Annotated in this window: 25 protein-coding genes; 13 read left to right on the top strand and 12 right to left on the bottom strand. The window is 73.2% G+C overall.

What is annotated here, in order from left to right; genetic code table 11:
- Positions 1–226 precede the first annotated feature (226 nt).
- The 4 genes from AB0K03_RS34805 to AB0K03_RS34790 all read left to right on the top strand — a co-directional run bounded on the left by AB0K03_RS34805 (position 227) and on the right by AB0K03_RS34790 (position 3,296).
- The gene (locus tag AB0K03_RS34805) at positions 227–589 is read left to right on the top strand and encodes a nuclear transport factor 2 family protein (protein ID WP_364694169.1); all 363 of its coding nucleotides are present in this window, start codon (positions 227–229) and stop codon (positions 587–589) included.
- Positions 590–742: 153 nt separating this feature from the next.
- Entirely contained in the window at positions 743–1,978 is a 1,236-nt protein-coding gene (locus AB0K03_RS34800) for an HDOD domain-containing protein (protein ID WP_364694174.1), read from the top strand.
- A gap of 29 nt (positions 1,979–2,007) precedes the next feature.
- Entirely contained in the window at positions 2,008–2,895 is an 888-nt protein-coding gene (locus AB0K03_RS34795) for a glutathione S-transferase C-terminal domain-containing protein (protein ID WP_364694166.1), read from the top strand.
- A gap of 86 nt (positions 2,896–2,981) precedes the next feature.
- Positions 2,982–3,296: a hypothetical protein gene (locus AB0K03_RS34790; RefSeq protein WP_364694164.1), complete on the top strand. Its 315-nt coding sequence runs from the start codon at positions 2,982–2,984 to the stop codon at positions 3,294–3,296.
- On the opposite strand, the gene AB0K03_RS34785 is transcribed toward AB0K03_RS34790, so the two are convergent.
- The 4 genes from AB0K03_RS34785 to AB0K03_RS34770 form a co-directional block, all read right to left on the bottom strand.
- Positions 3,293–3,958, bottom strand: coding sequence for a TMEM175 family protein (locus AB0K03_RS34785; RefSeq protein WP_364694161.1), 666 nt, complete (start codon positions 3,956–3,958; stop codon positions 3,293–3,295). The two genes, AB0K03_RS34790 and AB0K03_RS34785, sit on opposite strands and share 4 nt — an antisense overlap.
- Before the next feature lie 18 nt (positions 3,959–3,976).
- Positions 3,977–5,173, bottom strand: coding sequence for a sigma-70 family RNA polymerase sigma factor (locus tag AB0K03_RS34780; protein ID WP_364694158.1), 1,197 nt, complete (start codon positions 5,171–5,173; stop codon positions 3,977–3,979).
- A 50-nt stretch (positions 5,174–5,223) separates the two neighbouring features.
- Complete coding sequence (locus tag AB0K03_RS34775; RefSeq protein WP_364694155.1) at positions 5,224–5,577, bottom strand: YciI family protein; 354 nt, start codon at positions 5,575–5,577, stop codon at positions 5,224–5,226.
- Between the two features lie 75 nt (positions 5,578–5,652).
- Positions 5,653–6,672, bottom strand: coding sequence for a ketoacyl-ACP synthase III (locus tag AB0K03_RS34770; RefSeq protein ID WP_364694152.1), 1,020 nt, complete (start codon positions 6,670–6,672; stop codon positions 5,653–5,655).
- A 159-nt stretch (positions 6,673–6,831) separates the two neighbouring features.
- On the opposite strand from AB0K03_RS34770, the gene AB0K03_RS34765 reads away from it, so the two are divergent.
- A complete protein-coding gene (locus AB0K03_RS34765) occupies positions 6,832–8,397 on the top strand; it encodes a M4 family metallopeptidase (protein ID WP_364694149.1) in 1,566 nt (521 codons plus the stop codon).
- Positions 8,398–8,459: 62 nt separating this feature from the next.
- Positions 8,460–8,729 (top strand): hypothetical protein, encoded by a 270-nt coding sequence (locus AB0K03_RS34760; RefSeq protein ID WP_364694146.1) that lies wholly within the window; start codon positions 8,460–8,462, stop codon positions 8,727–8,729.
- 4 nt (positions 8,730–8,733) lie between these two features.
- Here the strand turns inward: AB0K03_RS34760 and AB0K03_RS34755 are convergent, their stop codons facing one another.
- Both AB0K03_RS34755 and AB0K03_RS34750 read right to left on the bottom strand, forming a co-directional pair.
- Positions 8,734–9,546, bottom strand: a complete 813-nt coding sequence (locus AB0K03_RS34755; RefSeq protein ID WP_364694143.1) for a polysaccharide deacetylase family protein — start codon at positions 9,544–9,546, stop codon at positions 8,734–8,736.
- A 119-nt stretch (positions 9,547–9,665) separates the two neighbouring features.
- Positions 9,666–12,539 (bottom strand): M36 family metallopeptidase, encoded by a 2,874-nt coding sequence (locus AB0K03_RS34750; protein WP_364694140.1) that lies wholly within the window; start codon positions 12,537–12,539, stop codon positions 9,666–9,668.
- Between the two features lie 138 nt (positions 12,540–12,677).
- On the opposite strand from AB0K03_RS34750, the gene AB0K03_RS34745 reads away from it, so the two are divergent.
- From AB0K03_RS34745 to AB0K03_RS34735, 3 genes are read left to right on the top strand one after another with little or no spacing between them, the layout of a single operon-like run.
- Positions 12,678–14,129 carry an FAD-linked oxidase C-terminal domain-containing protein gene (locus AB0K03_RS34745; protein ID WP_364694137.1) on the top strand — a complete coding sequence of 484 codons (1,452 nt, stop codon included), beginning with the start codon at positions 12,678–12,680 and terminating at the stop codon, positions 14,127–14,129.
- On the top strand, positions 14,129–15,277 hold the full coding sequence (locus AB0K03_RS34740) for an FAD-binding oxidoreductase (RefSeq protein ID WP_364694134.1): 1,149 nt from the start codon (positions 14,129–14,131) through the stop codon (positions 15,275–15,277). The genes AB0K03_RS34745 and AB0K03_RS34740 overlap by 1 nt, the downstream gene beginning before the upstream one ends.
- Positions 15,277–16,647 (top strand): heterodisulfide reductase-related iron-sulfur binding cluster, encoded by a 1,371-nt coding sequence (locus tag AB0K03_RS34735; RefSeq protein ID WP_364694131.1) that lies wholly within the window; start codon positions 15,277–15,279, stop codon positions 16,645–16,647. The genes AB0K03_RS34740 and AB0K03_RS34735 overlap by 1 nt, the downstream gene beginning before the upstream one ends.
- On the opposite strand, the gene AB0K03_RS34730 is transcribed toward AB0K03_RS34735, so the two are convergent.
- A complete protein-coding gene (locus AB0K03_RS34730; RefSeq protein WP_364694128.1) occupies positions 16,629–17,168 on the bottom strand; it encodes a TetR/AcrR family transcriptional regulator in 540 nt (179 codons plus the stop codon). The two genes, AB0K03_RS34735 and AB0K03_RS34730, sit on opposite strands and share 19 nt — an antisense overlap.
- A 66-nt stretch (positions 17,169–17,234) precedes the next feature.
- Between AB0K03_RS34730 and AB0K03_RS34725 the strand changes: the two genes are divergently transcribed.
- On the top strand, positions 17,235–17,777 hold the full coding sequence (locus AB0K03_RS34725; protein WP_364694125.1) for a hypothetical protein: 543 nt from the start codon (positions 17,235–17,237) through the stop codon (positions 17,775–17,777).
- 274 nt (positions 17,778–18,051) lie between these two features.
- Here AB0K03_RS34725 and AB0K03_RS34720 read toward each other — a convergent pair whose 3' ends face one another.
- The gene (locus tag AB0K03_RS34720) at positions 18,052–19,884 is read right to left on the bottom strand and encodes a rhamnogalacturonan lyase (RefSeq protein WP_364694122.1); all 1,833 of its coding nucleotides are present in this window, start codon (positions 19,882–19,884) and stop codon (positions 18,052–18,054) included.
- Between the two features lie 158 nt (positions 19,885–20,042).
- On the opposite strand from AB0K03_RS34720, the gene AB0K03_RS34715 reads away from it, so the two are divergent.
- Positions 20,043–21,107: a cellulose binding domain-containing protein gene (locus AB0K03_RS34715; RefSeq protein ID WP_364694119.1), complete on the top strand. Its 1,065-nt coding sequence runs from the start codon at positions 20,043–20,045 to the stop codon at positions 21,105–21,107.
- A gap of 41 nt (positions 21,108–21,148) precedes the next feature.
- Here AB0K03_RS34715 and AB0K03_RS34710 read toward each other — a convergent pair whose 3' ends face one another.
- Complete coding sequence (locus AB0K03_RS34710) at positions 21,149–21,472, bottom strand: putative quinol monooxygenase (protein ID WP_364694116.1); 324 nt, start codon at positions 21,470–21,472, stop codon at positions 21,149–21,151.
- 303 nt (positions 21,473–21,775) lie between these two features.
- Between AB0K03_RS34710 and smpB the strand changes: the two genes are divergently transcribed.
- Positions 21,776–22,258: an SsrA-binding protein SmpB gene (smpB, locus tag AB0K03_RS34705; protein ID WP_364694113.1), complete on the top strand. Its 483-nt coding sequence runs from the start codon at positions 21,776–21,778 to the stop codon at positions 22,256–22,258.
- Positions 22,259–22,331: 73 nt separating this feature from the next.
- Here the strand turns inward: smpB and AB0K03_RS34700 are convergent, their stop codons facing one another.
- From AB0K03_RS34700 to AB0K03_RS34690, 3 genes are all read right to left on the bottom strand, one after another.
- A complete protein-coding gene (locus AB0K03_RS34700) occupies positions 22,332–22,814 on the bottom strand; it encodes a hypothetical protein (protein ID WP_364694110.1) in 483 nt (160 codons plus the stop codon).
- 105 nt (positions 22,815–22,919) lie between these two features.
- Positions 22,920–24,395, bottom strand: a complete 1,476-nt coding sequence (locus tag AB0K03_RS34695) for an FAD-dependent oxidoreductase (RefSeq protein WP_364694108.1) — start codon at positions 24,393–24,395, stop codon at positions 22,920–22,922.
- A gap of 132 nt (positions 24,396–24,527) precedes the next feature.
- On the bottom strand, positions 24,528–25,139 hold the full coding sequence (locus AB0K03_RS34690) for a TetR family transcriptional regulator (protein WP_364694105.1): 612 nt from the start codon (positions 25,137–25,139) through the stop codon (positions 24,528–24,530).
- Between the two features lie 127 nt (positions 25,140–25,266).
- On the opposite strand from AB0K03_RS34690, the gene AB0K03_RS34685 reads away from it, so the two are divergent.
- Positions 25,267–26,397: a hypothetical protein gene (locus tag AB0K03_RS34685; RefSeq protein ID WP_364694102.1), complete on the top strand. Its 1,131-nt coding sequence runs from the start codon at positions 25,267–25,269 to the stop codon at positions 26,395–26,397.
- The last annotated feature ends 14 nt before the right edge of the window (positions 26,398–26,411 follow it).

The following is a 26,411-nucleotide window of genomic DNA, read 5'->3' as shown; positions in this document are numbered from 1 at the left end:
CCGCGGGCGCGCACCGGATCCTCGCCATGACCCTGCACTCCCCGCAGGTGCACGGCTTCTTCAGCGTCCCGGGCCGGGGCGGGCCGGGGTGACCGGGCCGGGCCGGGTGCGCCGGGTGGGGCAGATGGGGCGGGCTGGCCGGGTGGGTGGGGTTCGGTAAATCGGTGCCGGCCGGCGGCCCCGCGTGCCATGCTGCGGCATCGCTTCGAGAGGGAGATCGTGACGCATGCAGTTCGGTGAGGCCGTCGACCACCATCTGAGCACCATCGCCGCCCGTGACCTGGACGCGTTCCTCGCCACCGTGCACGACGACGTCAGCCTCGTCGCCCCGAACGGGCGCTTGCTCGCCGGCCGGGACGAGGTCGCCGCCTTCCACCGCGATTGGTTCGGCGATCCGGACTGGAGCTGGACGCTCGAGCCGGTGCGGCGCACGCAGGCCGGCGACACGGGCGTTGCGGTGCTCGGCGTCACTTACGACGACCTCGACGCGGAGGGCCGGCCGTACACGATGACGTATGTGCTGACGCTCACCTTCGCGCGCGTCGCGGGCACGTGGTTGCTGCTGCACGACCAGAACACGCTCACCTGAGCGGCGGCGACCGCCCGACCCGCGCCGCGGCGGGTGCGCGCGGCCGCCCGCCGCCGGCGCGGACCGCTCCCGAAGTGCCCCCGTTCTACGCCCCGGGGCCGCAGAAGCCTCAAGCCGGAGGCCCGGCGGCCGATCAGTCACGCCGTGAACCCCATGGTGCCGTTCCCGCTGCCGGGCACTCAGCTCGTGCACGTCGGCCGGCAGCCGATCTTCGACGTGCGTGGCGACGTCGTCGCCTACGAGCTGCTGTTCCGCGGCAGCATGGACGCGGTCGAGGCCGGCCGCCGCGACACGTACGCGACGAGTCAGGTGATCGTCAACGCCTTCACCGAGTTCGGCATCGACGAGGTCGTCGGGGACCGTACCTGCTTCATCAACATGACCCGGGAGTTCCTCACCGGCGAGCTGACCCTGCCGTTCGGCCCCGAGCACGTCGTGCTGGAGGTCCTGGAGACCGTCGACGTCGACGACGAGGTGGTCACGGGCATCACCACGCTGGTCGCGCAGGGCTACCGCATCGCGCTGGACGACTTCGTCTGGGGCTCCGGGCACGAGCGGCTGCTGCCGCTGGCCTCGTACGTGAAGCTCGATCTGCTGCAGGGCGACCGGTCGCACCTCGACGAGATCGTCAAGGCGTGCCGCGAGTTCCCCGACATCCAGATCGTCGCCGAGGGCCTCGAGACCGGTGAGCACCTCGCGCTGAGCAACCGGTACGGCTTCGAGCTGCGCCAGGGGTACGTGCTGAGCCGCCCGCAGGTGCTCACCGCGACGAGCCTGACCCCGTCGAAGCTGCGCCGGCTGGAGCTGCTCGGCGAGCTGAGCGCCGCGGACGCCGACCTGGAGAAGATCCTCCACATCATCGCCGGCGACCCGGCGCTGACCATGCGGGTGCTACGGGCCAGCAACTCGGCCGCCGTGGGGGCGACGAGCCGCGTGTCGTCCGTACGCCAGGCCGTGGTCATGCTCGGCCTCGCCCACATCCGGCAGTGGGCGATGCTGATGGTCGTCGACGACGTCGCCGAGGCCACCGAGGCCCAGATGGCCGAGGCGCTGACCCGGGCCCGGCTCTGCGAGAACGTCGCACCGGCGTTCGGCGCGAGCGCCGACGCGGCCTTCATGGCCGGCCTGATCACCGCGGTCGCCGGCCTGCTGGCCATGAGCCCCGCCGCGGTGGCGCACCAGCTGCCGCTGAGCCCGGAGGTGGCTTCGGCGCTGGAGCGCGGCACCGGCCCGCTCGGCCAGGTGCTGCGGGTGGTCAACGCGTACGAGCGTGGCGACCTGAGCGAGGTGGCGGCGGCGTACGCGGGCGAGGACCTGTCCGGCACGGTCATGGCCGCGATGCGCTGGTCGACGATGGCCGTGGCGGCCACTCAGAGCGCCGTTGCCTAAGTCCTACTGAAAAAGAAGGCTTTCGCGGTATGGTCGACCTTCCACCCGCCACCCGGCTCGCCGGGCCCGTCGACACCGCGACCTACGGCGAGTACCGCGTCCCCGACACCCCCGGGCCGCTGCTGCGCTTCACCGGCCGCATCACCGGCGACGGCGAGTTCACCCCCGGGCCGCAGCGCTACCACGTGTACGGCGGCTGGTTCTGCCCCTGGTCGCACCGCGTCGCCATCACCCGCTCCCTGGCCGGCCTCGACGACGTCGTGAGCATGTCGTACGTGGACGGCGAGCGCGACGGCCGCGGCTGGGCGTTCCGCGAACAGTACGGCCCCGACCCGGTCAACGGCTTCACGTTCCTGCGCCAGGCGTACGAGGCCGGCGAGGAAGGCTTCGAGGCCCACGTGTCCGTACCGGCGCTGTGGGACCGCGTCCACGCGCGGCTGGTCAGCAACGACAGCCACACCATCGGCATCGACCTGGCCACCCGCTTCCGCCACCTGGCGACCCCGCTCGTGGACACGTACCCGGCCCACCTGCGCGACCGGATCGAGGAGCTGGACCGCTGGCTCGGCCCCACGGTCAACCACGGCACCGGCGCCGCGACGACCGGCACCGGCCCGGCACGCGCGGCACTGCTGGAGGCCTTCGAACAACTCGACGACCGGCTGTCCCGCACCCGCTACCTGCTCGGCGACGCCCTGACCGAGGCGGACATCCGCCTGTGGGTCACCCTGGTCCGCTACGACGTCGGCGCGAACGCGGCACGCGCGATCAATCCCGGACTCCACGTGTACCCGCACCTGTGGTCGTACGCCCGCGATCTCTACACGATCCCGGCCTTCCGCGACACGACGGACTTCGCGACCTTCAGCCACCCGGGCGCGACCCTGCCCGACTGGTCCGCGCCCGCGGACCGCTGAGGCCTCCATCTCGCAGGCCTGGCCCGGGCCGCGGCCGTCGGCGTGCCACCCGTTACGGTGCAGGCCGGCGATCGACGGAGGGGCACATGCCGGAACGGACCCGGGCGCACCGTCGCCTGATCATGACCGCGGCAGGAGTGGGCGTGCTGGCCACGGGTGCGGGCGCGGCGCTTCTCCTGCGTGGCTCCGGGCCCGCGTCCGAAGGCGCGCCCTCGCCCGCACCCGCGTCGGCAGCGACCCCGATGTCCTCGGACGAGGCCTACCTGCGCCAGGCGTGCGGGAAGGACTTCGATCCCAGCGTGAGGGCCGGTGTGTGCCTCGTCCGCACCTCCCTCTCGCCGTCGGAGATGGCGAAGCTGTTCGACGACATGCGGCGGTACGGCGGCGAAGACGTGCCCTAGGGTGCCTGACGGGCCGCGGAGGCTTCGCGACGCTTGCGGAGGATGCGGCGGATCAGGGCGACCGCGACCGGCACGCCGAACCAGAAGTTGTACGCCCGATCCTGCACGACGAAGACGGCCGGGATGGACAGCAGGAAGCCGAGCGCCAGCGCGCCCTGCCCGAAGTAGGCCCGGCGGAACAGATCGGGCGGGGTGCCCGGCCGGTACAGGACGTGCGCCTGGACCTGGCGGACCATCAGCATGAAGATGAGGCCGGCGAGCGCCTGCACCGACGCGTACAGGATGAAGCGGAACTCGAAAGCCCCGTCGGCGCTGAGGACCTTGGTCGCGAACGGCGTCAGGATCTGCATGAGCAGCCAGGCGAGGGTGAGCAGCGTCAGCGGGCCGCGGGTGCGGTCGACGTGGCGGAAGACCCGGTGATGGCCGCCCCAGTGCGCGCCGATCACGACGAAGCTGATCAGGAACGCGATGTACTCGCCGCGGGCCTCGGAGATCTGGCGCAGGACGTCGTGGGTGGTGAGCGCGTCCGGGACGGGTAGTTCCAGCGCGAGCAGCGTGATGGCGATGGCGATGACGGCGTCGCCGAAGAAGGTCAGCCGCTCGGCCGCGACGGCGTTCGGCTCCGCCTCCGCCGTCTCCTCGAGGGGTCGTGCATGATCCATGAACGCGAAGCGTAGTGGTCAGCGCCGATCTCCGCGGACCTCGGTGAGGCGCTCGGCCAGGAACGCGCGTTCCACGTCGTTTCCCGCCAGCGCGAGCGCCTCCTCGTACGCGGATTCCGCCTCGGCCCAGCGACCCAGCCGGCGCAGGAAGTCGGCGCGGGTGGCGCTGAGGTAGCCGTACGCGGCCAGCGCCGGTTCCTCGCGCAGCGGTTCGAGGGCGGCCAGTCCCGCCCCCGGGCCGTCGCGCATGCCGATGGCCGCCGCGCGGTTGAGGTCCACGACGGGGTTGGGCCACAGGGCGCGCAGCACGTCGTACAGGCCGCAGATCTCGGTCCAGTCGGTGTCCGCCCAGGTCGGGGCCTCGGCGTGGACGGCGGCGATGGCAGCCTGGACGGCGTACCGGGTGGGTGGCCGGCCGCTGAGGGCCTCGGTGAGCAGCGCGGTGCCCTCGGCGATGCGGTCGCGGTCCCAGCGGGTTCGGTCCTGCTCGGCCAGGAGCGCGAGGCGGCCGTCGGCGGTGGCGCGGGTGTCGCGCCGGGCGTCGGTGAGCAGCAGCAGGGCGAGCAGCCCGGCCACGTCGCCGTCGCCGGGCAGCAGGCGGTGCAGCATGCGGGCCAGGCGTACGGCACCCTCGGTCAGGTCGTCGCGCACCAGCTTCTCCCCCGCCGGCGCGGTGTGGCCGGTGGTGTACACCAGGTGGACGACGTCGAGGACCGCGCCGACCCGGACGGGCAGGTCCTCGGCCGACGGCACCCGGTACGGTATCCGCGCCGCCGCGATCTTCTTCTTCGCGCGAGTGAGCCGCGCCGCCATCGTGGCCTCGCGGACGAGGAAGGCGCGCGCCACCTCGGCGGTGGACAGGCCGCACAGCAGCCGCAACGTGAGCGCCACCTGGGCGTCGCGGGCCAGCGCCGGGTGGCAGCACGTGAAGATCAGCCGGAGCCGGTCGTCGTCGATCGGCCCCGGACCGGTGGGAGCGTCCCCGGGACCGGAGACGGCCTCGTCGACCACGAGCAACGGCAGCGTACGGCGCAGCACGGTCTCGCGGCGCAGCAGGTCGGTGGCGCGGTTGCGGGCGACCGTGGTGAGCCAGGCGCCGGGCCGGGCCGGGATGCCGTCGCGCTCCCACACCTGCAGCGCGCGGGTGTACGCGTCCTGCGCGCATTCCTCGGCGAGGTCCAGGTCGCGCGTGACGCGCACCGTCGCGGCGAGCACGAAGGCCCACTCCCGCCGGTGCGCGTCCGCGACTGCCTGGGCGACGGCGGTCAGTTCCGCTCCACGAGGGGACGGATCTCGACGCCGCTGTGGCTCGCGGCGACCTCGGGCAGGCGGCTCGCGAGGGCTATGGCGGCGTCCAGGTCGGGCGCCTCCATGAGGTAGTAGCCGCCGAGGACCTCCTTGGTCTCGACGAACGGCCCGTCGGTGGGCACCGGGCCGCCGTCGCCCGCGCGCAGGCTGGTCGCGGTGGCCGTGCGCTGCAGCTTGCCGCCGCCCAGGACGCCCGGGCCGGCGGCGTCCCGGAAGGCGACGTGTGCGGCGTGGTGGTTCTCGCGCTGCTCCGGCGTCATCGCGTCCCACTGCTGCTCGTCGCCGTAGATGAGGATCAGGTACCTGGCCATGTGTTCCGTCCGATCTCGCGGGGCCCTTGCGGCCCGTTCATCACCTCCGACGAACGGGCCCGCCGCGGATCGACACTACGGCGTGGGCGTTTTCCGGCCCCCGTACCAGCGCATCAGGGCCGCGCCCACCGACATGCCGCCGCCGAAGCCGGCGATCAGGATCAGGTCGCCGTCGGCGAGCGCGCCGGAGCGCGCCGCCGTGTCCAGCGCCACGCCGGCCGAGCCGCTGCCGGTGTTGCCGTACCGGTCCAGGACCAGATGGGTACGCGCTGCCGTGAGCCCCGCCGCCTCGACCAGCTCCTGGATCATGACCCCGTTGGCCTGGTGCGGCACGAAGTGGTCGACCTGCTCGGCGGTGACCCCGGCGCGCTTGAGCAGGTCGGCGAAGACCGGCGGCACCCCGGCCATCACGAAGTCGCGCACGCCGCGCCCGTTCATCCGGAAGTAGTGGTCGCCCTCGGCGACGGTCTCGGCGGAGGCGGGCACGCGGCTGCCGCCGGCCTTGATGTGGATGAGCTCGTGCGCGTCGCCGCGGGTGACCAGTTCGACGTCGACCAGCCCGTACGGCGCCGGCACCGCGCCGACCACGGCCGCGCCGGCCCCGTCGCCGAAGAGGATCGCCGTACGGCGGTCGTCGAAGTCGAGGATGCGCGAGTACACGTCGGCGGCCACGACCAGCACGACGGCGTCCGGCTTCACGGCGATGAGGCTGTTGGCCAGGGCCAGCCCGAACACGAAGCCGGCGCAGACGACGTTGATGTCGAAGCAGGCGGCCCGGTACGCGCCCAGCGCGTGCTGCACCAGCGAGGCGGTCGGCGGCTGCGGCGAGTCGCCCGTCGAGGTGGCGACGATGAGGTAGTCGACCCGGTCGGCGGCGATCCCGGCGTCCTGCAGGGCGGCGGTCGCCGCGGCCGTGGCCAGGTCGGAGGTGGCTTCGTCCGGGGCGGCGAAGCGGCGGGCCTCGATCAGCGTCTTTCGGGAGATCCACTCGGGGGTGGTGTCGGTCACCCGCTCCACGAGCGCCTCATTGGTGACCTCGTGCTCGGGCACGTACGAGCCCGTGCCGAGGATCCCGACGTGCGGTATCGACTGCATGCCCGCACTGATCGGCGCGCGACGGGCCCGGTTGAGGAGTCGGCTGCCCGTTCGGGCCGCGTCACAGACTTTTTACGGCGAGGGCTTCCTATTCCGAGCACCATTCACAATGCTCTATCTCAACCCGGCCCGACCAAGGCCGGGACGAGAGGAGAAACGGTGCGCACCAGAGCCATCGTCACAGCGACCACGCTGGCCGCCTCGGCCGCGCTGGCCGCTCCCGCCACGCTAGCCGCGGCAGCCGAGCCGGCACCCGTCACCCCGGCCCTCGCCGCGAGCCGCGCCACGAGCGCGGTCGCCGGCCACCCGGCCGCCTTCGCCGCGGGAGCCTCCGACGCCTTCTCGCAGCGCGACGTGCTGATCGAGAAGAGCGGCGCGAGCCACGTGCACTTAAACCGCGCGTACCGCGGTCTGCCCGTCATCGGCGGCGACGTCATCGCCCACCTCACCGGCGCCGGCTCGCTGAGCGCCGTGACCAAGACCCAGCAGGCCCCGCTCTCCCTGTCGGCGACGCCGTCGCTGAGCGCGGCCAAGGCGGTCGGCGCGGCGACCAGGGCCCTCGGCGGCACGGCGATCGCCGGCGCCACCCCGAGCCTGGCGGTGGACGCGCTGCCCGCGACCCCGGTGCTGGTCTGGCGGACGACGATCACCGTGCCCGACCCGGCCGGCGGGGACGGCGTGACGCACGTGCTCGTCGACGCGCACTCCGGCAAGATCGTCGACAAGTGGAGCGAGGTGCAGACCGTCGAGGGCGCGGGCACCGGCTACAACGTCGGCACCGTGCCGCTGGACACCACCAAGTCCGGCTCGACGTACCAGCTCAAGGACCCGGTCCGCGGTGGCACGTACACGACCGACATGAACAACCGGCGCATCGGCAAGGGCACCCTGTTCACCGACGCCGACAACGTCTGGGGCACCGGCACGCTCAGCAACGACCAGACGGTCGCCGTGGACGCCCAGTACAGCGTCGCCGAGACCTGGGACTACTACCTGGAGACCTTCGGCCGCCAGGGCATCGCCGGCGACGGCAAGGGCAGCTACAACAAGGTCCACTACGGCAACAAGTACAACAACGCCGGCTGGTCCGACAGCTGCTTCTGCATGATCTACGGCGACGGCGACGGCACCAACTACGGCCCGTTCACCGCGCTGGACGTCGGCGGTCACGAGATGACCCACGGCGTGACGTCGCGGACGGCGGGCCTGGTCTACAGCGGCGAGTCCGGTGGCATCAACGAGTCGATGAGCGACATCTTCGGCACCCTGGTCGAGTTCTTCTCGAAGAACTCCGAGGACGTCGGCGACTACCTGATCGGCGAGGAGATCTCGGTGGACGGCACGCCGCTGCGCTGGATGGACGACCCGTCCAAGGACGGCGCCTCGGCGAAGTGCTGGAGCAGCACGGTGGGCAACCTCAACGTGCACTACTCCTCCGGCGTCGGCAACCACGCCTTCTTCCTGCTCGCCGTCGGCAGCGGGGCGCACACCGTCAACGGCGTCTCGTACAACAGCCCGACGTGCAACGGCAGCACGGTCACCGGCATCGGGAACGACAAGGCCGGCGCGATCTTCTACAAGGCGCTGACCACGTACATGACCTCCAGCACCAAGTACGCCGACGCCCGGGTGGCCACGCTCAACGCCGCCCGCGACCTCTACGGCGCCGGCAGCACGGAGTACAACGCCACGGCGGCCGCCTGGTCCGCGGTCAACGTGGCCTGACACAGTCACCACGGCGGGGCCGCGCGCCACGGTGCGCGGCCCCGCTTTGCGCAGAGATAATCATGACTGTGACCAACTGGGAGTACGCACGCCTCGAGTACCGCGCCGCGGGCACCTTCGGCGCCGACCGTTTCATGGACTGGACGGCCACCTTCTACCATCCGGGCGGCGTGCTGCGCTGGGGCACCGACGAGCGCTTCGACGACCTGAAGCACCTCAACCGGGCCGGCGCGGCCGGCTGGCAGGCGTACGACCGGGCCGCCATCCACGTCATCAACGAGCCGCACCGGCTGCACGGCGTCACGTACTCGATGCGCCGCCCCATCCCATAAGGCCTCAGACGTAGTCCTCCAGCAGCGCCGGGGTGAGCCCGGCCTTGTGGATCGCGCGCAGCGCCGCGAGGAAGTCGTCGACGAACGCCTCGCGGAAGTGCATCAGGATGATGTCGCCCGGCTGGACCCGGTGCCCCTCCTGATACCGGACCTTGCCCTTGTGGACGGTCTCCTTCCACATGAAGGCCGCCTTCATGCCGCAGTCGTGGACCGCGGCCAGCGTGGTGGCGTCCTTGTTGCCGAACGGCGGCCGGAAGAGGACCGGGCGGCGGCCATACCACTGCGCCAGGCGGTCCGCGGAGCCGCAGATCTGGTGCTTCTGCACGGCGTACGGCTTGCCCCGCAGGTTCGGGTGGCTGATCGTGTGGGCCTCGACCACCGCGCCGGCCTCGATCATCGGCTTGAAGAAGCCGGGGTCGTCCTTGACCGCGTCGGTGGTGAGGAAGAGCGTGACCGGCACGTGCGCGGCGGCGATGAGCTTCGGCGCCTCGGGGTGCTTGACGAAGCCGTCGTCGATGGTGATGAAGGCGACCTTCTGCGTCGTCGGGATGCGCAGCAGGTACGGCGCCTTCCCACCGGCCACCGGGGCGATCTTCTCGGGCGGCGGGGCGGGCGGGAACGCGGGGATGTCGGAGTCACGCCAGCCGTCGTGCTGCCGGTCGGGCTTCGCGCTGGGCGGGCTCGCCGAGCCGGACGGGGCGGGCGCCGGGGCCCACGACGGCCCCCCGCCCGCGGCGTGGTCGCGGGCGCCGGCGGCCGAGCAGCCCGCCAGGGCGAGTGCCGTCGCGACCGCGGTGAGCCTGCGCAAGATCGACATGGTGCGACATCGTGGCCCCCGCGATGTCAGACCCCGGTGAAGTGCCTCTCGGCGCGCGCCTCACGACGCAGCGTCATGGGGGTACGCGACTCTCGACGCGTACCCCCGTGATCGGTGGATCAGCTGCTGAACACCTGGAACTCGGCGGCGACGGCGTTGCCCGCGGCGGGCGAGCCGGTGGCGCAGTCGCTGACGCTGCGGGGGTCGTTCTCCTGTTCACCGGCGTACAGCGGGTTGCCGGTGCACTGGTTGGTGAGCACGCGCAGCTTGACGTGGGTCGCCAGGGCCGGGCGCACCGCGAACGACTTCAGCACCAGGTTGGGCACCTTCGGCCGGAACCGGCCGGTGTCGAAGGCGTTGGCCGGGCTGGTGTACGCCACCTTGTACCCGGCATCGCTCGCGCAGTCCGCGCCCGTGGTCGCGTTGCAGGTGAGGACCTCGAACTGACGGATCGTGCTGTACATCGTGCTGGTGGCCGCGCCGGCGCCCGGGAAGGCGCTCAGCTGCACGCGGGAGACCAGCTTGGCCGCGTCGGTCGGCAGGTCCACGGTGACCTGGCGCCCGGCCGCCCCGCCGGTGGCGGTCCACGCGGTGCCCTCGGCGTCGTCGGTGAGCCGGCCCGGGTTGGCGCCGTCGCCGCTGATCGTCGCGCCGGCCGCGGCCGAGGCGAGGTTGGCGGACATGACCACGCCGACCTGGGAGGTGACCCCCGGGTAGATGCTCTGGGTGAAGCGCTTGTGGCCGAAGCCCGCGCCGATGGCCAGGAACCGGTACGTGCCCGGCGCGAGGGTTACGGTGTCGGGCAACTCGGTGGCCGGGTCGGTGTCGGCGATCGGCGCGGAGCCGAAGTCGTAGTCGCCGACGTAGAGCCGGACCGGCTTGCCGGCGGCCTCGCCGAGGGCCTTGAACGTGACCTCGGAGTTCTCCACGTACGGCGACGCGAAGCTGGGCACCGGGTCGGCGTCGGAGGGACCGCTGGAGGCGCCGGCGCCCATGCCGCGGGCGGCGAACGCGTTCCACAGCAGCTCGGCGTTCGCACCGTCGAAGCGCAGCGCGTCCGCGGTGATCATGTTGTCGCGCATGTCCAGCATGCTGAGCTGGCCGGTGGCCGCCAGCAGGAACGAGTCGAACACCAGCTGCACCCAGCGCCGGTTGCCCGGGCACTCGGTCACCGGCGTCGTGCCGGCGGCGCAGCTCTCCTGCTGCGCCCGGGTGCCGGAGCCGTACTTGGTGACGAACGCGCGGCGCACGTCGAAGTTCGTCGCGCTCCAGATCTCGCCGTCGGAGTGCACGGCCGAGCCGCGGTCGTACCCGTAGTTGGAGTAGTTGAGCGGGCTGGCGCTCATGTCGTAGTTGCGGATGCCGGTGGCGAGGTCGCCGGTGACGTAGCCGCCGGTGACGTAGGGCGTGTTCCCGCGCGGGGTGTAGCCGCTCTCGAACAGGTACTCCATCGCCATGAGGTCCGACCAGCTCTCGCCCATCGCGCCGCCCTGGGTGGAGCTGATGCCCGCGTCCGGGCCGGCGATCATGCGGTTGCTGATGGCGTGGGTGTACTCGTGCCCGATGACGGTCGTGTCGAAGTCGCCGTCGACGCACGGCGGGTACGCGGACCCGGCGAACGGCTGCCACATGTACATGTTCGTGGTGGGCTGCATGCCGTCCGGCGGGGTGGCCTGGTTGGCGTTGTTGCGGGTGGTGGCCGTGGCGGCGCCCTGCTGGGCGTTGCCGCGCTCGGCGTCGCCGCCCTTGCCGTACGGCGTGGTGTTGGTCTTCTGCAGGTTCCAGGTCGCCTCGGTGAAGCCCAGCTTGTACGACCAGTCGTGCATGCGGTTGTGCATCGCGAACAGGTTGGCCGTGGCGGCGTCCACGTCGGCCTGCTGCGGCGAGCTCAGCGTCGTGGGGTCGCACTTGCTGGTGTTCCACTGGTTGGTGAACGGGTAGACGTACTCGCGGTCGGTGCGGGTGGCCGCGGGCGTCGCCGGGCTGCCGTCGCCCCAGAGGCGGACGGACTCGGCCGAGTTGCCGCGGGTGGTGAACGTCGGCGTGCCCGTGGCGGCGTCGACGTCCCACGGTTTGCCCGTCGCCGGGTCGAGCACCTGCCGGGCGCAGCCGGTGGCGGCGGTCGCGCACCAGAGCTGGCGGGTGTCGGCGCCGCTGGCCGGCGGGGTGGCCGGGAACACCTTCCAGTGCGGGTCGTCCTCGGCGAAGTTGACGAGGTTCTCGCGCATCAGCACCTTGCCGTCGACCGCGTCGACGTACGTGGTGTAGGCCAGCGGGTGGTCGGCGTCCTTGCTCATGACGACGACCTCGTACGCCGCGTGCGGATCGGCGCCGGGCATCGGCACGGCCACCAGGCGCACGCGGGAGTCCGCCAGGTCGGCGCGGGCGATCTTCGCGTCGGTCAGGGCGGCGGTGAGCGCGTCGGCCGCCTTGAGGCGCGCGGCGGCGGGCTTGCCGGTGCGCGGGCTCAGCGAGGACGTGACGCGCAGGACGTCGCCGCCCTTGACCGCCACCGCGACGAGGCCGTCGTGCGCGGCGGGAAGGCCGCCATACCGCTGGCGCATCAGCACGACGGTGCCGTTGCCGACCTTGGTCTGCGCGACGGTGTCGAGCTGGTCGACCGCGGCGGCGCGCAACGAGAACAGGCCGATGCTGTTCTTGAGGTAGCGGCGCGCGACGGTCTCCGGGTTGCCGGCCAGGCCGGCCGCGAGGCGGCCCTTGGCGGGCGCGATCGAGGACGGGGTGCCGAGCTTGTTCCAGCGGGTGACGAGGTTGTCGTCGCGCACGAGCGACCGCTGGCCGGCAGTGGGAGCTGCACTGCCGCCGCGGTTGTCGACGAAGTCGTACGCGTGGTCGAGGTCGTCGCCGGTCAGCGGTGTGGCCGCGGCCGGCGAGGGGGTGGCGGGTGCCGCGCTCGCGCCGATGGGTGCGGACGCGATGATCGTGGTAGCGGCGAGGATTCCGGCGACGGCGGACCGTCTGCGTATGCGCACGCATGCCTCCTGAAGTCGTCCCAGGGGATCTCCCAGACGCCCGAGACACTACGGGAAGATCGACATGCGTGGATACCCTCGGCAGGCGTCTCGACTCCGCCGGTGGCCGCGGCTAAGTTGGCCAACAGGAGGTCGCCCATGACTTCGCTGGAAGAGCTCGCCGCCGCGCTGCGCGCGGCGCTGGGGGCGGACCGGGTCGTGTCCGACCGGCTCGAGCTGCGGACGTACGAGTGCGACGGCCTCGCCCACTACAAGGTCACGCCGGGGCTGGTGGTGCTGCCCCGCGACGCCGCCGAGTGCGCGCGTACGGTCTCGGAATGCGTCGCTGCCGGCGTCCCGTTCGTGGCCCGCGGCTCCGGCACCGGGCTGTCCGGCGGGGCTCTGCCGCACGCCGACGGCGTGCTGATCGTGACGGCGAAGATGCGCGACATCCTCGAGGTGTCCCCCGCCGACGAGCGGGCCGTGGTGCAGCCGGGCGTCATCAACCTGCAGGTCACCCGGGCCGCGTCGCCGCACGGCTACTACTACGCGCCGGACCCGTCGAGCCAGCAGATCTGCTCGATCGGCGGCAACGTGGCCGAGAATTCCGGCGGCGCGCACTGCCTCAAGTACGGCTTCACCACCAACCACGTGCTCGGCGCGGAGATCGTCACGCCGGACGGCGACCTCGTGGAGCTCGGCGGCCGGGCCCCGGACACGCCGGGTTACGACCTGCTCGGCGCGTTCGTCGGCTCGGAGGGCACGCTGGGCATCGCCACGCGGGTGACCGTACGCCTCACCCGCCTGCCGGAGTCCGTACGGACGCTGCTCGCCGCCTTCGCCACCACGGACGCCGCCGGGGCCGCCACCTCCGCGATCATCGCCGCCGGGGTGGTGCCGGCGGCGATCGAGATGATGGACGCGCTGGCGATCGAGGCGGCCGAGGCCGCCGTGGCGTGCGGCTACCCGCCCGGTGCCGGCGCGGTGCTGATCGTCGAGCTGGACGGCCCGGCGGCCGAGGTGGCGGCCCAGTTCGCGCAGGTCACCGCATTGTGCGAGGCCAACGGCGCGACCGAGCTGCGGATCGCCGCGGACGACGCCGAGCGGGCGCTGTTCTGGAAGGGCCGCAAGTCGGCGTTCGCGGCGGTCGGCCGGATCAGCCCCGACTACATCGTGCAGGACGGCGTGATCCCGCGGACCGCGCTGCCCGAGGTGCTGCACCGCATCGGCGAGGTCGCGAGTGCGCACGGGGTCCGGGTGGCCAACGTCTTCCACGCCGGCGACGGCAACCTGCACCCGCTGGTGCTGTTCGACGGCGCCGCCGACGGCGAGGCCGAGCGTGCCGAGGAGGTCTCCGGCGCGATCATCGACCTCTGCATCGAGTACGGCGGGTCGATCACCGGCGAGCACGGCGTCGGCACCGACAAGGCCAAGTACATGCCGCGGATGTTCAGCGACGACGACCTCACGACCATGCAGCTGCTGCGCTGCGCGTTCGATCCGGCCGGGCTCGCCAACCCCGGCAAGATCTTCCCGACGCCGCGGCTGTGCGGCGAGGTGCCTCGGCGGCACAGCGCGGCCGACGCCCCCGCCGGCGCGGAGATCTTCTGATGGACTGGGAGCCGGCGACCGCCGACGATCAGGTGGCCGGGGTGCCCGCGCGGTTCGTCGCCGCCCCGGCGAGCACGGCGGAGGCGGCGGAGGTGCTGCGGGCCGCCGCCGCGCAGGATCTCGCCGTCGTGGTGCGCGGCGGCGGCACGAAGCTCGACTGGGGGATGCCGCCGCGGCGGCTCGACCTGATCGTCGACACCCACCGGCTCACCGGCGTCGTCGAGCACGCCGCCGGCGACCTCATCACCGTGGTGCGCGCCGGCACACCGCTGTCCGAGCTGGACTTCGGCAGCCAGCAGCTCGCGCTGGACAGCCCGCTGCCCGGCGCGACAATCGGCGGCAGCGTCGCGGCGAACGTCAGCGGGCCGCGCCGGATGCTCTACGGCACTGCCCGCGACCTGCTCATCGGCATCACGGTGGTGCGGCCGGACGGGACGGTCGCGCGCTCCGGTGGCAAGGTCGTCAAGAACGTCGCCGGGTACGACCTGGGCAAGCTGTTCACCGGCTCGCACGGGACCCTGGGCCTGATCACCGAGTGCGCGTTCCGCCTGCACCCGGTGCCGCCGGCGCGCGCGGTGGTGACCCGTACGGTCCCGGCCGCCGGGGTGGGCGCCCTGCTGACGGCGGTCCGCGAGGAGCAGGTCGTGCCGTCCGCGGTGGAAGTCGACCGGCCGCCGGGCGGGGAGGTCACGGTCGCCGTGCTGGTCGAGGGCACCGCGGAGGGTGTCCGCGATCGGGCGGCCCGGCTGGAGAAGGTGCTCGGCGGGCACAGCGGCGACCTGCCGTCCTGGTGGGGCGCGTACCCGTGGCAGCCCGGCGGCACCGGCCTCAAGCTCACGGCCGCGCTGTCGAAGGTCCCGGACCTGGTCGGGGCCGCCGCGGAGACCGGCATCCGCGGCTCGGCCGGCACCGGGGTCCTGTACGCCTCCGTCGCCTCGTCCGAGGACGCGCCTCGCCTCGTCGAGAGGCTGCGTGCCGAGGCGGTCCGGGCCGGCGGGCACGCCGTCGTCCTGACTGCGCCCGCCGAGGTCCGGGAAGCGGTCGACGTGTGGGGACCGGTTCCGGGCCTGGAGCTCATGCGCCGCGTGAAGGATCAGTTCGACCCGGGCCACCACTTCGCGCCGGGACGCTTCGTGGGAGGCATCTAGTGGTCGACAGCACCTGGGGTACGCAGGACGGTCCGCGCGACGTGCTCGGGCCGGTGGCCGGCGAGCCCGCGTTCGACGACCACCGCCCGCCGCGCTCCGACATCGTCGACGACTGCGTGCACTGCGGCTTCTGCCTGACGACCTGCCCGACGTACGCGCTGTGGGGCGAGGAGATGGACTCGCCGCGCGGCCGGATCTACCTGATGAAGGAGGGCCTGGACGGCGAACCGCTGACCGCGTCGATGGTGCGCCACTTCGACCGCTGCCTCGGCTGCATGGCGTGTGTGACCGCGTGCCCTTCGGGGGTGCGCTACGACCGGCTCATCGAGGACACCCGCGCGCAGGTCGAGCGGCGCTTCGACCGTACGCCGGCCCAGCGGGCCCTGCGCGCGGCGATCTTCGCGCTGTTCCCGTACCCGCGGCGGTTGCGGCTGCTACGCGGGCCGCTGCGGGCCTATCAGGCGTCCGGCCTGCAGCGCCTGGTCGCGCGGACCGGGCTGATGGAACGGCTGGGCCCCACGCTGGCCACCCTCGAGTCGCTCGCGCCGCGCCTGGGCCGGGTGACCGCTCCCCCGCGGCTCGTCCCCGCCCGCGGCACCCGCCGCGCGGTCGTCGGGGTGCTGACCGGCTGCGTGCAGGGCGCGTTCTTCCCGGACGTCAACTCCGCGACGATCCGGGTGCTGGCCGCCGAGGGCTGCGACGTCGTCATCCCGTCCGGGCAGGGCTGCTGCGGCGCACTCAGCGTCCACAACGGACGCGAGAAGGAGGCGCAGCGTTTCGCGCGCCGGCTCATCGACACGTTCGCCCGCGCCGGCGTGGACCACGTGGTGGTCAACGCCGCGGGCTGCGGCTCCTCGATGAAGGAGTACGCGGACCTGCTGCGCGACGACCCCCGGTATGCCGAACCCGCCGCCGCCTTCGCCGCGAAGGTGCGGGACCTGTCGGAGATCCTGGTCGAGCTGGGACCAGTCGCGCCACGGCACCCGCTGCCGCTGACGGTCGCGTACCACGACGCCTGCCACCTCGGGCATGCCCAGGGCGTACGGGCACAGCCCCGCGCGCTGCTGCACGGCATCCCGGGGCTGACCGTCAAGGAGATCGACGACCCGGAGATCTGCTGCGGCTCGGCGGGCATCTGGAACGTCCTGAACCCCGAGCCCGCGGCGGAGCTCGGCGACCGCAAGGCCCGCAACGTCCTGGCCACCGGCGCGGAGCTGCTGGTCACGGCGAATCCGGGCTGCCTCATGCAGGTGGCCGCCTCGGTACGCCGCCTGGGCGGCGAGATCGCTCTCGCGCACACCGCGAAGGTGCTGGACGCCTCGATCCGCGGCCTGGACCCGCAGTCGCTGCTTCAGCAGTCGTCGAGGTAGTCGCTCAGCCCGGCGGCCGCCTCGGCGGGCGTGAGGTGGCCGGCGAGCACCTGCACGCTCAGCCCGTCGACCAGGGCGTGCAGCCGCCGGGGATCGGTGCCCTGCGGCGCGACGGCGCGGCACAGCTCGGCCATCGCCGTGAAGTGCATCCGCTGCACCCGCGCCAGCTCCGGATCGCCCAGGCCCAGCGCCAGGAACGCGAAGGCGATCGAGCACTCGAGGTGCCGCCGCTCGTCCAGCGGCATCGTCTCGCGCAGCAGCGCCTCCGCGACCTCGCGCGGGCTGCCCTGGGGCTCCAGCTTCCCGATCCGCCGGCGTACCGTCGCGATCACCTCCTCGCAGGCGAAGGCGAGCAGCTCGGCCCGGGTGGCGAAGTAGTGCCGGAGCGCGCCCGAGGACCAGCCGGACTCGGCGGCGACGGCCCGGATCGACACCTCGGCGACGCCGTCGCGGGCGAGCACGCGCCAGACGGCAGAGGCGAGTTCCCGGCGGCGGGCGGTGTGATCGACGAGTTTGGGCACCCGCCGATTATCGCACGACTGTGTTATCAAGGAGGCAGCACAGTCGTGCGACAACGGGGAGGATGCATGGTCACTGCGATCATCGCCTGCGAGGTCGGCTTCTGGGTGCTGCTGGCCGGCGGCCTGGCGGCCCGCTACCTGCTGCGGCTCCGCCGGCTCGGCGCGCTGCTGCTGCTCAGCGTGCCGCTGGTCGACGTCGCGCTGCTCGGGCTGGCCGTGGCGGACCTGCGCGGCGGCGGGCGGGCCGGGCTGCCGCACGGGCTGGCCGCGGTGTATCTCGGCGTCTCGGTCGCGTTCGGGCACCGGATGATGCGCTGGGCCGACGAGCGCTTCGCGCACCGGTTCGCCGGTGGCCCGGCTCCCGTACGGCCCCCGCGCACCGGCAGGGCCCACGCCGCGCATGAGCGCCGGCAGTGGCTGCGTCACCTGCTCGCGTACGCCGTCGCGGCGGCCGTGCTGGGGATCTTCACGCTACTCGTCGGCGACGTGCGGCGGGCGGCGCCGGCGTGGGCCGTGACGGCCCCGTGGGGACTCGGGGTGCTCGTGGACTTCGTCATCTCGTTCAGCTACACGCTCGCTCCCCGCAAGGAACCCCGCCCGGGTCCGTGAGCGGCACGGCGGCAGCGGGGCAGCTCGCCGCCGCCGTGGTCGGGCGGCGGCCGGGCCCTCTCCTCCCGGCCGCCGCCCGCGGCGCCCGCCGGCGGTCGTCCCGATGAACCTTTTTCACCCTGGCATCAAGCCTGACAGCGCCGGGCCGCCGGACAGCGGCGGCCAGGAGCGGCCTCGCCACGGTGAGAAAGGTCCACTCACCCCGGCACCGGCGGGTGCCGTCGCGGCCGGGCCCGTGGCGGGGGCCTTCGGCCCGGCCGCGGGCCGTCGCGCCTCACCGGGCGACTGCCGGCCGCGGCGGCGCCGCCATCCCCGAGCCGATGAAGAAGCTCGGGTGCGGCGGCTGGTTGTACGCGGTGTTCTGCCAAGCGATGGCGGTGCGGTACTGGGTGTCCTGCAGCAGCGTGGTGATCCGCCGGTCGGTCGGCACCGGGGTCGAGTAGATCCGCAGCGCCGTGTTGTCGCTCGTCGGCCAGACGACCTCCTCGCGCCAGTCGCCGAGCAGGTCGCCGGAGAGCGACGGGGTGGACTTCGTGCCGTTGTTCGAGTGCACGCCGGAGCCGGTCAGCAGCCGGGTGTCGCCGGAGGTCCCGTACTTGTCGATGTGGGTGCCGTCCAGCAGCTCCCGGACCGGATCCCCGTCCCACCAGGCGAGGAAGTTGGTGGAGCCGGGCTTGCGCGACGCGACCACCGCGCCGGACGGGCTCCGGACGCCGCTCGGCAGCGAGGACCAGGACTCGGCGCCCGGGCTGCCGGCCCAGATGTCGCCGGAGACGCCGCGCCCGTTGTCACCGGCGGCCGGCGTGGACCACAGGATCTGACCGGTACGCGCGTCGGCGAACCAGGACGACGGCTTGCTCGCGTCCTCGTCCACCTTGAACACCTCGAGCCCCGGGCGGGCCGGATCGAGATCGCCGACGTGCAGGGTGTCGCCGTGGCCGTACCCGGTGTTCCAGAGCCGGGCACCGGTGTCGTCGACGGCCAGGGAGCCGTACACGATCTCGTCGCGGCCGTCGGCGTCCACGTCGGCGACCGCCAGCTGGTGGTTGCCCTGCCCGGCGGTGCCGGAGTTGGTGGAGCTGTTGCTGTCGAAGGTCCAGCGCCGGGTCAGCGCGCCGTTGCGGAAATCCCACGCCACGACGACGGTACGGGTGTAGTAGCCGCGAGCCATGATCAGGCTGGGCCGCTGCCCGTCCAGGTACGCCGTGCCCGCGAGGAACCGGTCGACGCGGTTGCCGTACGAGTCGCCCCACGACGAGACCGCGCCCCGCGGCGGCACGTAGTCCACGGTGGACAGCGCGGCACCCGTACGCCCGTCGAACATCGTCAGGAACTCGGGGCCGCTGAGGATGTACCCGCTGGAGTTGCGGTAGTCGGCGTTGGGGTTGCCGATGACCTGCCCGGTGCCCGAAACCGTGGCGTCGGCGGTCTTCATGGCCACCTCGGCGCGGCCGTCGCCGTCGTAGTCGTACACCTGGAACTGGGTGTAGTGCGCGCCGGCCCGGATGTTGCGGCCGAGGTTGATGCGCCACAGCCGGGCGCCGTCGAGCCGGTACGCGTCCACGTACACCGGGTCGGTGACGCCGGACTGCGAGTTGTCCTTGGCGTTCAGCGGCTCCCACTTGAGCACGATCTCCAGGCGCCCGTCGCCGTCCAGGTCGCCGACGCTGGCGTCGTTGGCCGCGTACGCCGCGGGGTTCGGGTTCTGGATCGGCACGTCGAGGTAACCGTTCGCGAAGCTCAGCGAGGGTCCCTCCGCGGCCTGCTCGACCCCGCCCACGACGGCCCGCACCGTGTACGACGCACCCGCCGCGGCGCCCGCGTCGAGGTAGTTCGTGGAGCCGGTGACCGGCGCGGAGGTGATCCGGGTGCCGCCGCGGTAGACGTGGAAGCCCACGTCGGACGGGTCGGTGGCGAGCCAGCGCCAGCTGACCAGGTTGCCGGTGCCGGACCGGACGCTGACCAGGCCGCGGTCGAGCCGTTCGATCTGCCTCGCCGCCAGCGTGCCGGGCGCGGCGGGCGTGAGCGCGGCGTCGGCATGGGTGACCGTCAGGCCGGCGCCGAGGACCACGACGGCCGGCACGAGGAACTTTCCGAGACGGGACATGGGTGTCCACCAATCGACATCCGTCATTGGGAGCGTTCCCACCATGCCTCGCGGAGGCGGCCGGGTCAATCGATTCGCGCCTTTTTTTGGGAGCGCTCCCATGTCAGAATGCGGCTATCCCCTTTCACGGTTCAGCTCCATCCCTCCGGAGGATCCTCATGCACCGACGAGCGATGGCCGTCCTGGCCGCCACGACCGCCTTGCTCGGCGCCGCGGCCGTGGCGGCGGCCGGACCCGCCCAGGCGGCAGCCGGGTGCCGGGTCGCCTACAGCGTGACGAACCAGTGGCCCGGTGGCTTCGGCGCCTCGATCGCGATCACCAACCTGGGCGACCCGGTGACCGCGTGGACGCTCGGGTTCAGCTTCCCGTCCGGGCAGACCGTCACCCAGTTGTGGAACGGCGTCGTCGCGCAGTCCGGTGCGAATGTGACCGTACGCAACGCGAGCTGGAACGGCTCGCTCGCCACGAACGCCACCACCAGCGTCGGCTTCAACGGCTCGGGCTCCGGCGGCGTCCCCACAGCGTTCACCCTCAACGGCACCGCCTGCACGGGCTCGGTCCCCAGCACCCCGCCGTCGTCGCCGTCCACGCCGCCGTCGACCCCGCCGCCCGCCGGCCGGGCCGTGAAGATCATGCCGCTCGGCGACTCGATCACCGGCTCCCCCGGCTGCTGGCGGGCGCTGCTGTGGCAGAAACTGCCGGCCGAGCGTGTGGACTTCGTCGGCACGCTGCCCGCGCAGGGGTGCGGGTTCCCGTACGACGGGGAGAACGAGGGCCACGGCGGCTTCCTGGCCACCAACGTCGCCGACCAGAACCAGCTGCCCGCCTGGCTCGCGGCGACCGGGCCCGACGTGGTCATGATGCACTTCGGCACCAACGACGTGTGGAGCAACCGGCCCACGGCCACGATCCTGGCCGCGTTCACCAAGCTCGTCGGCCAGATGCGGGCGCAGAACCCGGCCATGCGGATCCTGGTCGCCCAGATCATCGCGATGAACCCGCCCACCTGCCCGGAGTGCGCGGCCCGCGTCCGCGACCTCAACGCGGCGATCCCCGGCTGGGCGGCCGGCCTGTCCACCGCAGCCTCGCCGATCACGGTGGTCGACCAGTGGACCGGCTTCGACACCGCCACCGACACCGGTGACGGCGTGCACCCCAACGACGCCGGCAACCGCAAGATCGCCGACCGCTGGCTGCCCGCCGTCCAGGCGGCCATCTCCTGATCCGACGGCGGGCGCGGCGTCCGCCGCGCCCGCCGTCAGGCTCACTTGACCGCGAGCTCTCCCAGCTCGGACCAGTCGTCCTGCTCGATGTTCTGGCTGATGATGCGCGGGGTCGATCGCAGGTGCGGCGGCAGGTCCTGTTGCGCCTGCTTGAAGTGCGCCGAGTTGACGTGCGCCGCGCCCGCCTCGCCGTCCCGGAACGCCTCGACGAGCACGTACTCGTTCGGATCGTCCAGGCTGCGGGACCAGTCGAACCACAGGCAGCCCGGCTCGGCGCGGGTCGCGCGGGTGAACGGCCCGGCGATCTCCGGCCAGCGGTCGGCGTCCTCGGGCTTGATCGCGAACTTCGCGGTAATGAAGATCATCGTTGGACCTCCTCCTGCAATCGCCTGCAATGCTCCCGCCCTGCCACCACCCTCGTCACCGGGGGCTGCCTCGTCCATCTTGCCGCCGGGAAGGCGTACGCGCTCGGCCACGGCGTGGACGACCTCGCCCGGGGCCTGCGCCGGCCGATCGCCGTGCCGCCCGAGGTCGGTGCGTTCGTTCCCGCACCGGGGACCGCGGCCGCGCGGACGGCCAAGAGCGCGTTCAGATGGCGACAACGCCGGTAAACCGGTGGCCGACCGTAGGCTGACCCGGTTGGATCGGGCCGAGGAGAAGGGAGCCGCATGCCGAGGGAGACCGGTCGCACGGTCATCGCGTCCAACCGTAAGGCGCGCCACGACTACGCGATCCTCAAGACGTACGAGGCGGGCATCGTGCTCGCGGGCACCGAGGTGAAGTCGCTGCGGGCCGGCTACGCCTCGATCGTCGACGCGTTCGCGCAGGAGCACGAGGGCGAACTCATGCTCTACAACCTGCACATCGCCGAGTACGGCTTCGGCTCGTGGACCAACCACGCGCCCCGGCGTACGCGCAAGCTGCTACTGCACCGCGTCGAGATCGCGCGCATCCTCGACAAGCTGCGCGAGCCCGGCATCGCGCTCGTGCCGCTCTCGCTGTACTTCAACGACGGCTGGGCGAAGGTCGAGCTGGCCCTGGCCAAGGGCAAACGGGAGTACGACAAGCGGCAGGCGATCGCCGAGCGCGACGCCAACCGGGAGATCGCCCGGGCCCTGGGCCGCCACCTCAAGGGCCGCACCCGCGCCTGATCCGCCCGCCGCACCCGCGCCTGATCCGCCCCCGCCCGCGCCTGATCCGCCCGCCGCACCCCGGCGCCGGCGGTCAGCCGCCGTCCAGGGGCAGTTCGGCGGCCTCGCCGGTCACCGGGCGCGCCGAATGCTCCGGCGCCGCCCGCTCCGGCCCCGCCGTCCGCGAATAGCGGCCCTGGTGCCGGGACACCGGCAGCGCGATGAGATGGATCGGCGGTGGCGGTTCGGCGATGCGGCCCGGACCCCACCGGATCCAGCACGGGATGCGCCCCTCCTCCGCCTCCGCCAGCAGCTTCTCCACCGTGCGCCGGCGGTCGGTGTGGTCCACCTCGACCACGATCGGCGGCGCGGCCGGGCGGGCCAGCGCGACGTCGAGCACGGAATGCTGCCGGTCCAGCGGCGGCGGCAGCCGGACCACGCTGGGCGCCCGCCGGTAGACCCGCCAGCCGTGCGCCTCGCCCCAGGCCACGACGGTGTCGATGATCAGGGCGGTGACGCGCTCTTGGGTGAGGTCCCGGAACTCCAGCGCGGTGAGCCGGGCCGCCAGATCCTCCATCCCCGGCAGCCTAGTGCGCGACCCGCCCGCCAGGCCGACCGGCTGGCGCGCGATCCAGCCGACCAGCCGACCGGCTGACGCGCGCTCCGGGTCACCAGCGGCCGGCTAGTGTGCGCTCCGGGCCACCGGCCGGCCGGCGCCGAACCACCGGGTGAGGGCGTCGCGCAGGCCGGCCCGGTCCGTTCCCTCCCAGGCGACGTACGTGTCCGGCCGCAGCAGCATGGCCGTCTCGAGACCCGGCATCGGCACCACGTCCACCCGGTCGGCCCACTCCTCCGCGCCCGGCCCGCCGTTCGGGTCGAGCAGCAGCGGCCGGCCCGTACGGGTCAGCTCGCTCAGGCCCGGCAGGTCCGGGGCGGGACGGCCGACGTGCGGGCCGGTGGCCGTACCCATGTCGTAGCGGATGTCCGTGCCGGCCAGCAGGTCCGCGAGGTGCTTACGGGTGGAGGGCAGGGTGAGCAGCTCGCCGAAGAGCTCGCGCAGCGCGGTGACCTGGCTGCCGGGTGCGATGAGCGCCGACTGGGCCTGGGTGTGCATCGTGACGCGCGCGGCGACCGGGCGGCGTTCCGCCTCGTAGCTGTCCAGCAGCTCCTCCGGCGCCCGTCCGCGCAGGTGGGCGGCGAGCTTCCACCCGAGGTTCAGCGCGTCCTGCAGGCCCAGGTTGAGACCCGGCCCGCCGATGGCCGAGTGCACGTGCGCCGCGTCGCCGAGCAGCAGCACCCGGCCGTCCCGGTAACGCGTTGCCAGCCGCGTGTTGCCGCCGGACAGCCGGCGCAGCAGGTGCGGCCCGTCCCCCGCCGGCGGCTCGAAGGGCACGTCCGCGCCGAGCACCCGCCGTACGCTGGCCGCCAGATCGTCCAGCGAGGCCTCGCCGTCGGCCGGCTGGTCCCATTCCATCGTGGTGAGCATGGCCGTCCCGCTGGGCAGGACGCCCCACACGACGAGGCCGTGCTCGGTGCGGAGGTGCCGCAGCGGCGGCACCACGCCGTAGCCGGGGACGATCAGGCCGCCGTCCGCGCCGATCATCTCGGCGGGCACGCTGACGTGGGCGGTGCGCGAGACCACGCGGTCGTCGGTCACGCCGGGGAAGCCGATCCCGGCCAGCTTGCGGACGACGCTGTGGCCCCCGTCCGCACCGACCAGGAACCGCGCCTCGAGCGGCGGCCGGTCTCGCAGCTGCACCGTCACTGACCTCCCGGCCTGGGTGAAGCCGGTGACCTCGTGCCCGTGCCGGAGGTCGACACCGAGCTCGGCCGCGCGCTTGCGGAGCATCTGCTCGATCCGGCGCTGCGGCACCATCAGCGTGTAGAGGGCGTTGTCCGGCACGTCGCGCAGATCGAGCGGGAACGCTCCGAACAGGAAGCCGGGCGCCGGCTGCGGCGGCTCGGCGGTCTCCACCAGGCGTTCGTACAGGCCGCGGCGGTGCAGCATGCGGACGACCTGACCGACCAGGCCGTTGGCGCGCTGCTCGGTGCCGGGCCCCGCGCGGCGCTCCAGGACGACCGGGCGGATGCCCGCCAGGGCGAGCTCGCACGCGAGCATCAGGCCGTTCGGCCCGCCGCCGGCGATGACGACGTCCATTGTGGACTCCTTTCGAAGGTACGGGTCATCCGCCCGTGACCGGGCTTTCCAGCGGGCGACTTCAGAGCGGCTCGGGCAGTCCCGCCACTCCGTACGTCACGGCTCCAACGCGGCGCGAGGCCGCTCCGTACGTCAGTGCGGCGCGGGCAATCCCGCCGCGATCAAAGCGAAGCCCTCGGCAAGCGACTGCTCGGCCGGGACGGCCCCGCTCGTGCGCAGGTGATGGGTCACGGCGGTGTCGACGACGGCCAGCACGGCCGCCGCCACGAGGTGCGGATAGAGGTCGGCGCCGAGGTCGGTCCCCGTACGCCCGGCGACCGCCGCGGCGATCTCCGCCCGGGCGGCCGCGCCCGCCCGCAGGAACTCACCCTGCAGCGCGGGCTCGGTGACCATGACGCGCAGGCCGGCGGCCCACTGGGCCGGATCGGGCGCGGGATGGGCGAGCACTTCGGGGCCGGGCTCGAACTCGGCCAGGGCGGCCCCGGCCAGCGCGTCCCAGAGCGGCTCGTCCGGCGGGCGGCGCCGCAACTCCCCGGCGAAGCGCAGGAGCCGGTCGAGGTGCCGCGACGTGATGGCCTCGGCCTTGCTCGAGAAGTAGTTGTTGAACGTCCGCGGCGAGACCCCGGCCGCGGCCGCGATCTCCTCGACCTTGAAGCCGTCGAACCCGCGCTCGACGGTCAGCTGGATCGCGGCCCAGCTCAGCGCCGCCCGGGTCTCGGCCTTCTTGCGTTCCCGCAACCCCATGTCCACGACCGTACGGCAAAAACTGCGTGGCGCGCAATCTTTCGTGACACGCAACTTTTGTCGGCAACCCGGCCCGGACGACGGCGGCGCCCGTACCGGTGGACGGCACCGACATGGAGGGACCACCATGCAGGGAACCACCGGACCGGAATCCGACGACCCGGCCGCCCAGGCGGCGCCGCCCGACTGGCCCGCACCCGGCACACCCCTGCCCGGGGACGAGCCCACCCAGGAACTACCGGTGATCGCGGCGTCGACGGCGCCGCCCGAGCCGGCCCCGTCCGGCCGCACCCTGGCCCACGCCGCGCTGTCGCTGGCTCTCACCAAGCGCCCGCCGGAGTCGGCTGCGGCTGCACCCGGCTCCTCCGCGCAGTTCCCACCGGGCGCGGCGGATTCATCAACCGGGGTTCCGCCGCTGGTGCCCGGCTTTCCCGCGGAGACGACCTCTCCCCCCGATCCGTCGGAGGTCCCCACAGCCTCCACGGTGGCCGACGGACAGCCCTCCACGGTGGCCGACGGACAGCCGGGCCGGCGGTGGCTGGTCGCAGCCGGGATCGCCGCCGTCGCCCTGGTCCTCACCGGCGCCGCCGTCCTCGCGCTGAGCAGCGACGATCCGGCCCCGCGCCCGTGGAGCCCACCAGCCGCGGCGGCTGCCGCGCACACGGTGACCGGCGCGCTCGACGGGCGTACCGCCGCCGTGTTCGACCTGGTCGACGGTGCTCGGACGATCACGCTGCGGACGACCGACCTGGGCGACGCGCTCTACCGGGTCAGCATCCCCGAGGGCAGCCCGGCGACGCCGCGCGCGGACGAGGCCGGCGTGCGGGTCCGGTTGCGCCTCGACGGCGACGCCGACGCGGTCGATGTCGCGCTGAGCACGCGGGTGCGGTGGGACCTGCGGGTGACCGGCGGCGCGGACAGCAGCACGATCGACCTCAGCGGCGCCCAGGTCGGCGGGGTCGACCTCAGCGGCGGCGCGAGCCGGATCCTGCTCACGCTGCCCCGGCCGGACGGGACGCTGACCGTACGGATGTCCGGCGGCGTCAGCTCCTTCGACGTCCGTACCGCCGGCGCGGCGCCGGTTCGCGTCCAGGTCGGCCGGGGCGCCGGGTCGGTGATGCTCGACGGGCGTACGCACCGCGGCGTCGCGGCCGGGCAGACCTTCACGAGCCGGTCCTGGACGGACACCGCCGACCGGGTCGACGTGCAGGCCGTGGCGGGCATGGCCGCACTGACCGTCGCGCCTACCGGCGGGTAATGACAGGATGCGGG

It is taken from the genome of Actinoplanes sp. NPDC049316 (genome assembly GCF_040677315.1).
Classification (GTDB): domain Bacteria; phylum Actinomycetota; class Actinomycetes; order Mycobacteriales; family Micromonosporaceae; genus Actinoplanes.
Note: the sequence above shows the minus strand (reverse complement) of the source record. Positions and strands in the feature narration are given on the sequence as shown.

Coding starts and splice junctions, on each gene's coding strand:
- smpB (WP_364694113.1), top strand. CDS start 21,776: ATGCCGAGGGAGACCGGTCGCACGGTCATCGCGTCCAACCGTAAGGCG.
- AB0K03_RS34745 (WP_364694137.1), top strand. CDS start 12,678: ATGACTTCGCTGGAAGAGCTCGCCGCCGCGCTGCGCGCGGCGCTGGGG.
- AB0K03_RS34740 (WP_364694134.1), top strand. CDS start 14,129: ATGGACTGGGAGCCGGCGACCGCCGACGATCAGGTGGCCGGGGTGCCC.
- AB0K03_RS34795 (WP_364694166.1), top strand. CDS start 2,008: ATGGTCGACCTTCCACCCGCCACCCGGCTCGCCGGGCCCGTCGACACC.
- AB0K03_RS34785 (WP_364694161.1), bottom strand. CDS start 3,958: ATGGATCATGCACGACCCCTCGAGGAGACGGCGGAGGCGGAGCCGAAC.
- AB0K03_RS34755 (WP_364694143.1), bottom strand. CDS start 9,546: ATGTCGATCTTGCGCAGGCTCACCGCGGTCGCGACGGCACTCGCCCTG.
- AB0K03_RS34720 (WP_364694122.1), bottom strand. CDS start 19,884: ATGTCCCGTCTCGGAAAGTTCCTCGTGCCGGCCGTCGTGGTCCTCGGC.
- AB0K03_RS34775 (WP_364694155.1), bottom strand. CDS start 5,577: ATGGCCAGGTACCTGATCCTCATCTACGGCGACGAGCAGCAGTGGGAC.
- AB0K03_RS34805 (WP_364694169.1), top strand. CDS start 227: ATGCAGTTCGGTGAGGCCGTCGACCACCATCTGAGCACCATCGCCGCC.
- AB0K03_RS34710 (WP_364694116.1), bottom strand. CDS start 21,472: ATGATCTTCATTACCGCGAAGTTCGCGATCAAGCCCGAGGACGCCGAC.
- AB0K03_RS34760 (WP_364694146.1), top strand. CDS start 8,460: ATGACTGTGACCAACTGGGAGTACGCACGCCTCGAGTACCGCGCCGCG.
- AB0K03_RS34725 (WP_364694125.1), top strand. CDS start 17,235: ATGGTCACTGCGATCATCGCCTGCGAGGTCGGCTTCTGGGTGCTGCTG.
- AB0K03_RS34685 (WP_364694102.1), top strand. CDS start 25,267: ATGCAGGGAACCACCGGACCGGAATCCGACGACCCGGCCGCCCAGGCG.
- AB0K03_RS34770 (WP_364694152.1), bottom strand. CDS start 6,672: ATGCAGTCGATACCGCACGTCGGGATCCTCGGCACGGGCTCGTACGTG.
- AB0K03_RS34690 (WP_364694105.1), bottom strand. CDS start 25,139: ATGGGGTTGCGGGAACGCAAGAAGGCCGAGACCCGGGCGGCGCTGAGC.
- AB0K03_RS34790 (WP_364694164.1), top strand. CDS start 2,982: ATGCCGGAACGGACCCGGGCGCACCGTCGCCTGATCATGACCGCGGCA.
- AB0K03_RS34800 (WP_364694174.1), top strand. CDS start 743: ATGGTGCCGTTCCCGCTGCCGGGCACTCAGCTCGTGCACGTCGGCCGG.
- AB0K03_RS34695 (WP_364694108.1), bottom strand. CDS start 24,395: ATGGACGTCGTCATCGCCGGCGGCGGGCCGAACGGCCTGATGCTCGCG.
- AB0K03_RS34700 (WP_364694110.1), bottom strand. CDS start 22,814: ATGGAGGATCTGGCGGCCCGGCTCACCGCGCTGGAGTTCCGGGACCTC.
- AB0K03_RS34715 (WP_364694119.1), top strand. CDS start 20,043: ATGCACCGACGAGCGATGGCCGTCCTGGCCGCCACGACCGCCTTGCTC.